Below are 11,877 nucleotides of genomic sequence, written 5' to 3'. Positions count from 1 at the left end.
TGCACCGATAGGTTACGATTGACGGAACAATCGGTTTCTCTTCTGGGCAACCCAGATGAAACAATCCTCCACGTGACTTCGCACGTCGCACTGCCGCAGGCTATATTAGTGGCGCCGAACTGGAAGTCGATGGCGCGGTCTTCGCATAGCTGTCAAGAAGTATCTATCGACGGCTCATGTTGCCGTTTAATGAGGACCGGTCCGCTGCGAGCGTCAGTTCGGGCCGGCGCGTTGTTGGCCCAAACACCTCCACGGCCAACTCGCCATCCCGGCAAACAGGCCGAGCCGCTTCGTGCAGCGACTAAGGGAAATCCTTCCCAACCAGTCAATTGACAATTCCCCATTGTAGGAATATAAATTCCATCCATGCAATCCCACTCGTGATGCGAAGCACGGCTTTTCGCATGCGATCGGATTCAGCATCGCTGTTTGGCGCGCTTCGGTCTTGAGAACTGTGATCGTATCTTCAGCGAAGTTTCCCGATAGAGAAAGCGCCGGTGACCCACCGCGCACCAAGGTGACCCGAAAAGTCTGGAGGTCGACAGACGTTCGGGTGAAATGCTTTTTAGACCGCTTCACATCAATTAGTACTATTAAAATGTACATTGGAGACAGGCATGAATCGGATCACAGCGATCTCAGGCGTTATCGTAGCTGCGCTCGCTTCAACGTGGTGTAGCGCGGCCCGCGCCCAGAGTGTCACGCTATATGGAATCATCGATACGGGCATTGAGTACGTGAATCACGCGAACCCGACGGGCGGTTCCCTCGTGCGGATGCCAGGCACCACGGGCGAGCTACCCTCACGGTGGGGTCTGAAAGGCTCGGAGCCGCTCGGCGACGGCTACAACGCGGTGTTCACACTCGAAAGCGGTTTTGCAACCGGCACGGGCAGCCTCAATCAGGGTGGCCGGTTGTTCGGCAGACAAGCCTTTGTCGGGATTGACGGTCCGCTCGGTGCGTTGACCTTCGGCCGACAGTATTCAATGTTGTTCTGGTCGCTGCAACCCGCTGATCTCGTTGGCACCAACATCTATGGACTGGCTTCACTCGACGCATGGATTGCGAATCCCCGCAGCGACAATACGGTCGTTTATCAGAAGCACGTTGGAGGCCTGACGGTCGGCGCAAGCTACTCGTTTGGTCGGGATGCGTCGCCGGCAAACGGATTCAATACGCCCGGAGAGGGGACGTGCGCAGGTAGTATTCCCGGCAATGCCGCGGCATGCCGGGAATGGTCGCTCCTGCTGAAATACGACACAAGAAACTGGGGGGCCGCTGCGAGCTACGACCGTCAGAATGGTGGTCCAGGTGCCGCGGCCAGCCTGTTCAACGGCCTGACACCCGTTGCTCTGACCAGCAGCGGCAATCGGGACTCGCGTCTCGTGCTGGACGGGTATGCGAAGGTGGGCAAGTTCACCTTCGGGGCAGTATGGCTGAATCGTCACGTGAGCTCCGCTTCAACGACAACACCCACCATCACGTCGAATCAATATGCGCTCGAAGCGGACTATCAGATGTCGCCGGCGCTGTTTTTCGACATGCTGCTGCAGCGGATTATCGATCGCCAGCAAGATACGCGGGCAAGCATGGAAGTGGCCCGCGCCACCTACCTTTTGTCGCCACGCACGGCAGTGTATGCGCAACTTGGTTTTCTGCAGAACAGCGCCAATGCCGCTTATTCCGTAAGCGGCGGCGGAGCGTCCACGCCAGGCAAAGGGATGAGTCAGGTGGGCAGCATGCTTGGAATCCGACACTCGTTCTAGCAGCCGCCGATGAACGGCCGCCTGCTCGATTGTTCTGAGGCTGGCCGTTCTGAAGCAAACCTTCCGTCCGGCTACTCCGGGATGCTGGCCAGTTCAGGATCGATCTCGGCCAGCAGCCTCACATCTTCCTCGGGATGCTTGATCAAAAACTCCGGCAGATTCGCAACCCAATGCTGATTTGCAAACGGCGGGTTCCAGATCCTCGGTTGCCAGCGGTCGTCCAGACAGTCGGTATCGGCCGAATACTCGGCCTCACCGCCTGCAGGATTATTGATGTAAGCGTAAATCGTCGAAGAAAGCCGGTGCCGCCCCAGCCCCAGGTTGCTTGTCCAGCCCGTGCGTTGCATATGATTCGCACCCGCCACAAGCTCATCCAGATTTTCTACGCCGAACGAGATATGGACAAATCGGGCGCGCGTGTCTTTTAGCCAGAACAGGTTGTGATGATCGGACCGCCCGTCGGCTCGAAGAAATATGCCGCGATCGCGCGAAACATCCGTTACGCGAAACTTAAGTCGATCCCGATAGAACCGGGCCGCCTTCTCGTAATCCCGGCAGGCAAAAACGACATGATGGATGAGCTGAGGCGCCGCGCGCTTGAACCATTTACGGTGGCGATTCCAGCGTAGCGAGCGGCCGGGCGAGTTGACCAGCTCCTCGTCCGAGATCAGCGGTTGGCGCTCGAAGAGACCAAACCCGACCGACAACCCCGCATCGTCGAGACAATAAATCCGCCCGTGAGCGTCTTTTTCGACGGCTCGGTCGTGACGCAGGTCAGCCTCGATCGCGTCGAGGCTTTCCTGGCTATCGACTCCCCAGATAACCTGCCGGACGCCAGGGCCCGAACCGAAAGCCGGTGGCAGAGCGGAATCTGTACTTTGCCGCAGAACCACGTTCGAACCTTCGCGTAGTTTGTACTCTACGGCATCGGTATCTTCTCTCACCAGGCCAAAATCATCGAAGAACTGTGTGCAGCGTGTCATATCGTCGACGCCGAACACTACTGTTTGCACACCCAATATAGCCATTTGTGTCTCCATTCAAGAACGCGAAAAAAGCCGCTTATTCCAATTCTCCGAAGCGGCCACGCTGTCACAAAGACAGCTTCAAACGGAGATTTCTTCGAGAATGCGACCCTTGGTTTCGATCGCGGCAACGGCAACCGTCAGGCCACCGATCAACCCCATCGCAGCAAGGAAGAGAAACACCGCACCAACGCCGATGTGGCTAAGAAGTGCCCCAATCACAAGCGGACTCACCACCTGAGCGATACGCAGCCAGGCCATGGCCGCGCCTGCACCTAGCGCCCGCATGCGGGTCGGATAAATTTCGGTGGCATAGGCATGGATACTCCCGAGCCCGATCGCGAGCAGATAGTTGCTCACTGTCAGCAACGACACCACCGCGAGCATCGGCACCTGCCCGGCCAACCCCAGCACGATCAGCGGCACGGCGCTGCCGAACAACGACAGCATGAAAGTGCGGCGACGGCCGATGCTGTCGATCACGAGAACGCTCGTAATGGCACCAGACAGGCCCGCGATGCCCAGCACACTGCTTAGCAGGAACGTGTTGGTGAGGGTGACGTGATAAACGGTCTTGTAGATCGTCGGCAGCCAGGTGATCAGCGCATTGCCGCATGCGGAAATGCAGAACATCAGGACCCAGATGCAGACGGTACGAACCGCATAGCCGTTGCGGAACAGATCCGCAAAGCGGCCATGCCGCCGCATAGGATGAAGTGTGAGCGGACCGACCGGCGGAAGGGGTCGCGTGCCCTGCTTCGATATGGCCGTCTCGATACGCTCCGTGGCTGCGGTGGCCTCATCGATCCTGCCTCGCAACGCGAGCCATCGCGGCGATTCCGGGACCACGCCGCCGATCACAAATATCAGCAAGCCCGGCAGCGCACCCAGGTAGAACATCGATTGCCAGCCAAACTGCGGGATCAGCCAGACTGCGGCGAATGACGTCAGAAAAAGACCGGCCGCGAATATGCTCTGTAACGAACTGATAACGCGGCCACGAAAACGGGCCGGCGTTAGTTCGTTGACCAGGGTGGCGGCAACCGGCACTTCGCCGCCGAGCCCCAGTCCCTGGATCAGGCGCAGGATAACGAAGGTCATGTAGCTGCCGGCGAAGGCTGTCGCCAGGCTAAGAACGGCCATGATGCCCAGCGCGAGACGCAGTACACGAAGACGCCCGAAGCGTTCCGACAACCAGCTCAAGCCGATCGCTCCGACGATCTGTCCGAGATACCCGATGGAAAAAACCAGCCCGACCTGCCCCGGCGAAAAGTGCCAGAGTTCGATCAGTACAGGCAGCACGAGTGCAATGGCCAGCGAGTCGAACGCATCGAGCAGATGCGCGATACCGACCACTGTCACCAGGCGCACATGCCATGAGGAGAACGGCAGCCGCTCGATACGTGCGGTGATTTCTGCCGCGGCGGCCGCATGATTGGCATCGGCCGCTGTTGCCGGCGAATGGGTTGCATGCTCCTCAGTGGGAACAATGGCTTTTACCGTCAACACGTCAAGTCTCCTGATAGCGTCTGCCCGTCGACGAGGGCAGCTATTATTGAACGTCGATTCCGACGATGAATGAATCTAGGCTTGTCCCACCATGCGGCCGATGTCTGGCCAGGGGTCGACGGAAATCTCTTCGAACGGCGCCCGGTCCGCCGCCGTCATGCTGCTGACAATTGCGCGCTCGACCGCCGGGCGCTTTCGCGTGCGCTCGTACCATGCCGTCACATGAGGATAGGAATGCCACATCGGCGCGAGGCGCAACATGTCCAGACGGATCACGTAGGGTATGACCGCGATATCCGCGAGCGAGAATTCGCCGCCGGCCAGATAGTCATGATCGAGCGTTGCACGTTCGATCCACTGCAATAGCTTGATGAAATGCCCGACTGCCCCGACACAGAATTTCGAGTCCAGGCCTTGGGCTATCACATCGCGTTTGTAGTCGGAGCGCTTCTGATTCGGGGCACCCGATAGATAGCTTTCGCGGTTGACCGGATCCATTTTCTGGAAGCGTGTCCGCAATGCGATAGCAAAAGTCAGCACCGTGCAGGCGTTATGCACATACTCGTCAATGAACTTGTTGAACAGCCGCACGGTAACGCGATCCATCGGGTCTTCCGGCATCAATCGCACGTCAGGAAAACGGTCCTCCAGGTAGTAGAGGATGACCGACGATTCGATGACGGGCTGTCCGTCATGGATCAACGTCGGAACCACACCGTTCGGATTGAGCTTGAGATAGGCCTCGTCGAACTGGTCGCCGCGTAAGGTCATCTGATGGCTTTCCCAGTCCAGGTCCTTTTCTGCCAGTTCGATCCTGACTTTCTGCGCGCAGACGGAGTTCAGCGTGTGATAAAGCTCAAGCATTGACTTTCTCTCCTATCCGCTGAACACTGTCAATGATTTAATTCCCATTTATGGGAAATGTCAATATGCTTCGACTGCGGGTACTGCCAACCTCGTCCTCACTACAATCGCGGATTGGGCATAATTCCGCTGCGATGCTCCAATCCTCCGAGTACGATCACCCTTCACCACCAGGAAAAGAACCGCCCGGATATGCCAGCTCGAAAAACTGAAAAGACCCGACGCCCCCAAGGCCGCCCCTCCATTGCTGGGGCCGTCGGCAAGGAAGCCATCCTGGCCGCGGTGCAAGAGACACTAAAAACCGTACCGCCGGGAGAGATCACGTTCCAGCAGGTAGCGCTGCTGGCAGGCATCGACAAGAAGTTGATCCGCTACTACTTCGGCCAGATGCCGGATCTTCTCAAAGTGGTCGCCATCCAGATCACAGAGGAACTGCGCAACCGCTTCATCGCCTCCAACGTCCGCGACGGTTCCGTCAGAGATCGCCTGCGTCTGCGCATCTCGATCTTTCTGGACTTTTTCGGGAGCAACCCGCACTACCATCGTCTGGTGGTCGACTATCTCTTCAACACGATCGGCCCCGAGCGTGATGCCGCGCTCGACAGGTTCCGGCATTCCATCGGCGAATTGCAGACGCTCCTGAGCGGGGAACACGCTACCGGACAAACCTATCCATTGGACGCGCGGTTCATTCACGTTTCGATTGCCGCGCTTTGCGAATTCATGTTCAGCGCGAAACCTGTCTTCACAGCACTGTTCGGAAACGAAGTCGACACCCCTGCATTCAAGGAGCGATTTTGCGACTTCGTCACCGATCTGGTGATGGGCGCCGCCGCGATCAACGTAGCGGCGAGTGACAAAAGCACGGACAAGTCATCGGCAGCCGCGCGAACGCCGCGCAAGCGATGACCGGTGAGCGTGCTCGCTTCACCGTTCTCCGACACGCTCTAGATCGGCTCCGCGAGGCGCCGTTCGTGCGGCCGCGGCTGCGGGTCCTGGAAGGCAGCGCGCATTCGCTCATTGCGCAGTTCGCAAAGGACGGGGTCGTCGAGATTGCCGTCCTGTCCGATCTGGTGCGAAATGTCCTGCACGAATTTGCATCGCTCATAGCGGCGTTCCATGAATCTCGCGAGTGTTTTCTCCACGCCCTCACCCTCCGCGATCAACTCCGCCAGCACGACGGCGTCCTCGATCGCCATGGTCGCTCCCTGCGACACGTGCGGACCGGAGGCATGCGCGGCATCGCCGATTAGCAACACACTGCCTCGATACCAGGGCGATGGAATGATGACCTCCTCGATCGGGCCATAGATGACGCGTGCCGGATCTTCGATCTGTTCGCGGATCTGTCTGACGAGAGGCGCAGTAAATGATTGCAGGCGTTCGCGCAGCAGGCGCGGAAGCTGATCGGTTTCGAACCGCGGATTGCCGGGTTCGTTGGTGACCAGCAGGAGATACATCTGATCCTTGGAGACCGGCATGATCCCCGCTTTAACACCCACGCCGAAATACATGATCTGATGGTCGATCTCAGCAGGCCGGGTGGTCGTAAAACGCCAGACACCGTGGCCCGTGTATTGAGGGTCGAACTGACTGCCGAATAGCAACGTCCGGATCCGCGAGCGGATGCCGTCCGCCCCGACAACTAGATCGTATCTTTCGTGCGAGCCATCGGTCAGTGTCACGTCCACCTCGTCGCCGACCTGTTCAAGGGCCTGCACGCTCAACCCCAGGCGAATCCTCGCGCCAAGAGCAGTAGCTGTCTCCGTCAGGATGCGGTGGAGCGCTGTGCGCGGCAAACCGTTGACGGCCGGAATATCCGGACTGGCGATCCGCAGCAGCTTCATCCTGGCAATGAACTCGCCGTCACTGTCGTTCATCACGTAGTAGTCGATCTGAAGCCCTTCCGCGAGACAACGCTCCATCAGGCCAAGACCGTTCAACGCACGCAGCGCATTGCCGGGCTGGATGATGCCCACACCGTAGACGTTGTGTTCAGACTTGATCTCGACGATTTCAGCCTGAATCCCCCGGCGCCCCAATGCGACGGCCAATGACAGACCGCCGATGCCTCCACCCACAATCAGCACCCGCCTAATCGGCTTCATCATATTTCCTTTCAAGTTGTTCAACTGCTGAGGATCTTCATTCATAAATTTAAGAATCAGGCAGACAGTGCGGCTGTGAATCACCGGCAGGTGGTCAGTACCAACGACCGATGCCTTCGCGTCATCCGACCGCGGTCATCGCGTCGCCCGCGATCGTCACCGGCGCGGCATCGATCAGGACAAAAGCGATGACACATGGCGCATCACTGCGATTAACCCAGTTGTGAATCGTGCCGCGCTGCACGAGCACATCTCCAGCGCGCAGCACCACGGCCTCATGATCGATTTCCATCGTGATCTCACCGGCGAGCACGATGGCGTAGTCGATCGAATCGGTCCGATGATTGCGCGGCGCGACCCCGGGCGCGTATTCGATGACACGGAAGACTGAGCGCCCTTTCATCGCAGTGCCCACGATCTGTTTCGCTCCGTCGTTCGGGTCGTCGTTATCGGCCGGCAACGCCGCCGACCAGATATTGCAGACGGTGGCGCCTGGACGGAAGCTGACAACATCGTTGGACGGTTCGTCGATCAGGATCGTGGCCTCGCCGTTCGACTTGTGTCCGGTGACTACCCTGCGAATCTGCATCGCCTACTCCTCTCAATCGTTAGTGCTGGGGATATGGGGAAGCGTCAGATAGGACGCGCGAGTCCCGCCGGTCAGAATGCGACTGCTGCCCTGGAAGGTAGCCCCGCCGCGGTCGGATGCGTGCTTGTGCAGAATCCGGCCGGGAATGTCGGGGAACTCGAAATCCTTGCCCATAATGGTCAACACCAATCGATAGCCCTTCGGAAAGACCATCGACGTTGGCCAGATCTCGACGTCCACTTCATAGAACTCACCCGGCACCAACGGCTCGACCCGATCATGAGCATGGAAGGGACGTAGCGCATTGCTCCGCTGTGGATCGAGCCTGCGATGCGACACGCGCAGCCAGCCGCGCGACACGGGAGACGCTTCGTGTGCACCGTTGATGACAGTCTCCTTGCCAGCCGCATCGACGATACGCAAGACCGCAAACAGGTCCATGTCTTCCGTCGATGAAGACACGCATAGATGAGCCGTGATGAAGCCGGTAAATTCGGTATCGACGGCAAAGGGTGCTGTCGTAAAGCTCACCCCGTCTCCCATCGCGTCGAAGATCGCGTTGCACTCCTCTGCGGGACAATCGGCGGAGAGCATGCCCGACGCGACGTCGAGGTAGTGGCGTGTGGGTTGCGTCTCCGGCAATGGGAACGACGACGCTGTGCGCATCCGGTCGCCTCGTGGATCGCGCACAACGATCCGCACTTCAGGCTCGTTCTGCCAGCCGTTCCGCTCATCGCGCAGAAAATGGTTGAAGAAGCGTTTCTGCATTGCGACGTATTCGGGAAGATAGAACGCCTCCCAGTGCTTGCCGACGTGCAGGGAGAGCCACTTCTGCTGCGAGCCCGTCCCGAGAAAGCCCTCGATGTTTCCGCGTAGATGCATGCCGGGGCCGCCCCAGTTGCCAGCCGACAGCACTGGCACCTCGATACGATCGAGCACTGGCGTTCGTTCACGCCACCAGGCGCTATCCAGCGAGTGCCGCAGAATATCGGCGACGTAGTCAGTACGATTGGCAATGAGTTCCTGTTCACTCAATGCTTCTTCACCGGTGACACGCTTGCCGGTCTCCCGTTCCCGATGCGGCGAGGCGCCGTTGCCGTGCTGCACGGCGAGACATTGCTTCGGCCACCAGTAATTAGCGAACCCGCTGCTCAGGATGCCACCGTGATGTGTGCTGTCGCGGTAGTAGTCGGTATAACCCTCCCAAGGGCAGATCGCTGCCAGATGAGGTGGCCTCAACGTCGCGACGCGCCACTGCGTCACGGCGTAGTAGGAAATACCCAGCAAGCCGATCTTGCCGTTCGACCAGGGTTGCCGGGCCGCCCATTCGATAGCGTCGTAGTAGTCCACGATCTCGCGCGGCGAGCGAGGATCCAGGTAGCCGGGCGACTTCCCGCTTCCCCTCGAATCGATCTGGATGATCACAAAACCATCCGGAACCCACCGTTCAGGATCGGCCGTTTCCCAGCGAAGATATTTGCCTGTGGAACCGTTGCTGCAGAGGTCCGGATATACGCCAATTAGCTGATCCCATTGCGTCTTGAAGCCGTCTTCGAAATGGAGATCCTTGCCGTATACGCCCTGCGCCATGATCACGGGAAAATTGCCTTCAGCATCCGGACGGAATACGTTCGCACGCAGAATGAGCCCATCGCTTACGGGAATGGGAACGTCCTGTTCGAAGATCATGCCGTAGGAATTTTTCAGATCCAGCTCGCTTCGTTCCAATCCTGTTTCTTCAGTCATCCTCATCCTTATCTCCACTTCTTTGCACCGGACCGATGCCTTCATCGGTCGCTGTTCTGAACGGCCCGGAACACGTAGCCCATCCAGACTGTGGACGACACCGATCGCCCATGCTTTCGTGCAATATATTCCCCATAATGGGAATATGTCAAGACGGTACTCACCACCTTCCCTGACTGCCCTGCCTCACGGAACAACTGCCTCGACGGCGAAGAGAAATCCGGCTTCCACGGAAGTCCTTGGATTTCAGTTGAAATATTCCCAATATTAGGAATAAACTGGCGACTGCACGATCCGCTGACAACAGAACTGGAGAACTTGGAATGTCTGATCGACCCGTTTTACTTGGAATCTCGGGAAGTTTGCGTAAAGCCTCGCACTGCACGGTGATCCTGAAAAACATCGTCGATGCCGCTGAGAGCCGCGCGACACTCGAAATTTTTCCGCTCGATGCTGTGCCCTTGTACAACCAGGATCTCGATAACGAATCGCCTCCCCTGCCGGTGGCTGCCCTGCGGCAGGCAATCGAACGCGCGGCAGGTCTGGTGATCGTCACGCCGGAATACAACTACGGCATGTCCGGTGTTCTGAAGAACGCGCTGGACTGGGCGTCCAGACCCTACGGAAAATCAAAGCTGAAGGGGAAAGCCGTGCTGACGCTCTCGGCATCGCCGGCCTTCACGGGAGGTGTGAGAGCACAGGCGCAACTCAACGAAACGCTGCTCTCGAACGCTGCCTTACTCGTATTGCGTCCGCAGATTGTCATCGGCATGGCGCATGAAAAAATACGGGACGGCCGGATTGTCGATCAGGAGACCGCAAGATTTCTTGCCGAAGGATTGAACGATCTGCTCCGCGATATCGCCTGCAAAACAACAGTCGCCGATCAGGAAGCCTGAATCAGGGCAACCGGGATAACCCGGCAGAGTCGTCGTCTCAATCGACGCAATGGAGATAACATGAAACTTCTGTCTTACGAGTTCGAAGGCGCTGCCCGTCTAGGGGCGCTCGTTGATAACGGTGTCGTCGACATCGGCAGGCAGCTCGGTGTGAACAGCTTGCGCCAATTACTCGAGGCCGGGAAGCTTGCCGCAGCAGCTGAACTCGAGGGGGCGCAACCCGACCACGCTCTCGGCGACGTGGCCTTCCTGCCACTTATCCCGGACCCTGCCCATTTCTATTGTGTCGGCGTCAACTATGCGGACCATTTGAAGGAGGTCCAGGATGCCGGCATCGTACGCCCGAAACCGAAGCATCCATCGCTGTTTCCCCGCTTTCCGGAATCGCTGGTCGGGCATGATCAACCTTTGCAGATACCGAAGGTATCGGACGAATTCGACTACGAAGCAGAACTGGCCGTGGTCATCGGAAAAGGTGGGCGCTATATCGACGAAGCCGACGCATTGCGCCATGTCGCCGGATATTCCTGCTTCAACGACGGCAGCGTGCGCGACTGGCAATATCATTCGAGCCAGGTCACCTCAGGCAAGAATTTCTGGCAAACCGGTGGTCTCGGTCCGTGGCTTGTCACGGCAGACGAGATCCCCGATCCGAGTTGCCTTGACATCAAGCTTTTGCTCAATGGTAAGACCCTTCAGGACAGCAATACTCGCCACCTGATCTTTGGTGTCGCGCAAATCATCGCTTATGCGTCAGCGCTCATACCGTTAAAACCGGGCGATGTCATTGCCACTGGCACACCATCTGGTGTGGGCTTCTCCCGCACGCCGCCGATTTTTATGAAAGCTGGCGACATCTGCGAGGTCCAGATCGAGAAAATCGGTACCTTGCGGAACAAGGTGGAGAAAGCAGTCGGGTAATCCGTTCGCCGCGCAGGCTGCCGCCGAAGCAACGCCATTGTCTCGTAAGGCAACTGGCTGATCGCGCACAGCAATATTTCGCGCCGTCAAATTTCAGAACCGCTATCGGAGTAACATGGCGCAATTTCTTGGCGAAGCGGAATGAGATGATTGCCAACATACCGAGTCCGGCCGACGACTATAGGTTCGGGAAGAAACTCCGTGATTCTGCCGGGGACGCCACGGCTAGCCTACGACGCAGAGCTGGCGTGCAATGAAGCGAAATTAGAAGCGTTTCGGAAGTAAAAGTGGAAGCAGCCTTGGCGCAATTGGTCTACATCGCCCACCCAGACGGTTGTCGTGCCCATTCCCTTCGAACGTAAGCGCGAATTAACGCACACCACAATGAGCCGGCGCGTAGGGCTAGATCATGCAGGAACTAATACGTCGCGCGGCTTGGCAACGTTGAAC

The 11,877-nt window shown here is 58.1% G+C and carries 10 protein-coding genes; 4 read left to right on the top strand and 6 right to left on the bottom strand.

The window, feature by feature from the left end:
* Positions 1-617: 617 nt before the first annotated feature.
* The gene (locus P3T25_RS47880; RefSeq protein ID WP_429364710.1) at positions 618-1,766 is read left to right on the top strand and encodes a porin; all 1,149 of its coding nucleotides are present in this window, start codon (positions 618-620) and stop codon (positions 1,764-1,766) included.
* A gap of 71 nt (positions 1,767-1,837) precedes the next feature.
* On the opposite strand, the gene P3T25_RS47875 is transcribed toward P3T25_RS47880, so the two are convergent.
* From P3T25_RS47875 to P3T25_RS47865, 3 genes are all read right to left on the bottom strand, one after another.
* Positions 1,838-2,794: a VOC family protein gene (locus P3T25_RS47875; protein ID WP_429364708.1), complete on the bottom strand. Its 957-nt coding sequence runs from the start codon at positions 2,792-2,794 to the stop codon at positions 1,838-1,840.
* Positions 2,795-2,872: 78 nt separating this feature from the next.
* Positions 2,873-4,300, bottom strand: coding sequence for an MFS transporter (locus tag P3T25_RS47870; RefSeq protein ID WP_429364706.1), 1,428 nt, complete (start codon positions 4,298-4,300; stop codon positions 2,873-2,875).
* Positions 4,301-4,375: 75 nt separating this feature from the next.
* Positions 4,376-5,164 carry a glutathione S-transferase family protein gene (locus P3T25_RS47865; RefSeq protein WP_429364704.1) on the bottom strand — a complete coding sequence of 263 codons (789 nt, stop codon included), beginning with the start codon at positions 5,162-5,164 and terminating at the stop codon, positions 4,376-4,378.
* A gap of 192 nt (positions 5,165-5,356) precedes the next feature.
* On the opposite strand from P3T25_RS47865, the gene P3T25_RS47860 reads away from it, so the two are divergent.
* The gene (locus tag P3T25_RS47860) at positions 5,357-6,073 is read left to right on the top strand and encodes a TetR/AcrR family transcriptional regulator (protein ID WP_429364702.1); all 717 of its coding nucleotides are present in this window, start codon (positions 5,357-5,359) and stop codon (positions 6,071-6,073) included.
* A 38-nt stretch (positions 6,074-6,111) separates the two neighbouring features.
* Here P3T25_RS47860 and P3T25_RS47855 read toward each other — a convergent pair whose 3' ends face one another.
* The 3 genes from P3T25_RS47855 to P3T25_RS47845 all read right to left on the bottom strand — a co-directional run bounded on the left by P3T25_RS47855 (position 6,112) and on the right by P3T25_RS47845 (position 9,613).
* Entirely contained in the window at positions 6,112-7,275 is a 1,164-nt protein-coding gene (locus tag P3T25_RS47855; RefSeq protein ID WP_429364700.1) for an FAD-dependent monooxygenase, read from the bottom strand.
* A 118-nt stretch (positions 7,276-7,393) separates the two neighbouring features.
* On the bottom strand, positions 7,394-7,861 hold the full coding sequence (locus P3T25_RS47850; protein ID WP_429364698.1) for a cupin domain-containing protein: 468 nt from the start codon (positions 7,859-7,861) through the stop codon (positions 7,394-7,396).
* A gap of 12 nt (positions 7,862-7,873) precedes the next feature.
* A complete protein-coding gene (locus P3T25_RS47845; protein WP_429364696.1) occupies positions 7,874-9,613 on the bottom strand; it encodes a CocE/NonD family hydrolase in 1,740 nt (579 codons plus the stop codon).
* 317 nt (positions 9,614-9,930) lie between these two features.
* On the opposite strand from P3T25_RS47845, the gene P3T25_RS47840 reads away from it, so the two are divergent.
* Positions 9,931-10,506 (top strand): NADPH-dependent FMN reductase, encoded by a 576-nt coding sequence (locus P3T25_RS47840; protein WP_429364694.1) that lies wholly within the window; start codon positions 9,931-9,933, stop codon positions 10,504-10,506.
* 60 nt (positions 10,507-10,566) lie between these two features.
* Entirely contained in the window at positions 10,567-11,427 is an 861-nt protein-coding gene (locus P3T25_RS47835; RefSeq protein WP_429364692.1) for a fumarylacetoacetate hydrolase family protein, read from the top strand.
* The last annotated feature ends 450 nt before the right edge of the window (positions 11,428-11,877 follow it).

This window comes from Paraburkholderia sp. GAS32 (assembly GCF_050434225.1).
Classification (GTDB): Bacteria; Pseudomonadota; Gammaproteobacteria; order Burkholderiales; family Burkholderiaceae; genus Paraburkholderia; species Paraburkholderia madseniana.
Note: the sequence above shows the minus strand (reverse complement) of the source record. Positions and strands in the feature narration are given on the sequence as shown.

What these genes read in the sequence shown, in the direction of transcription:
- P3T25_RS47875 (WP_429364708.1), bottom strand. Translation starts at nt 2,794, where the DNA reads ATGGCTATATTGGGTGTGCAAACAGTAGTGTTCGGCGTCGACGATATG.
- P3T25_RS47850 (WP_429364698.1), bottom strand. Translation starts at nt 7,861, where the DNA reads ATGCAGATTCGCAGGGTAGTCACCGGACACAAGTCGAACGGCGAGGCC.
- P3T25_RS47840 (WP_429364694.1), top strand. Translation starts at nt 9,931, where the DNA reads ATGTCTGATCGACCCGTTTTACTTGGAATCTCGGGAAGTTTGCGTAAA.
- P3T25_RS47845 (WP_429364696.1), bottom strand. Translation starts at nt 9,613, where the DNA reads ATGAGGATGACTGAAGAAACAGGATTGGAACGAAGCGAGCTGGATCTG.
- P3T25_RS47880 (WP_429364710.1), top strand. Translation starts at nt 618, where the DNA reads ATGAATCGGATCACAGCGATCTCAGGCGTTATCGTAGCTGCGCTCGCT.
- P3T25_RS47865 (WP_429364704.1), bottom strand. Translation starts at nt 5,164, where the DNA reads ATGCTTGAGCTTTATCACACGCTGAACTCCGTCTGCGCGCAGAAAGTC.
- P3T25_RS47835 (WP_429364692.1), top strand. Translation starts at nt 10,567, where the DNA reads ATGAAACTTCTGTCTTACGAGTTCGAAGGCGCTGCCCGTCTAGGGGCG.
- P3T25_RS47855 (WP_429364700.1), bottom strand. Translation starts at nt 7,275, where the DNA reads ATGATGAAGCCGATTAGGCGGGTGCTGATTGTGGGTGGAGGCATCGGC.
- P3T25_RS47860 (WP_429364702.1), top strand. Translation starts at nt 5,357, where the DNA reads ATGCCAGCTCGAAAAACTGAAAAGACCCGACGCCCCCAAGGCCGCCCC.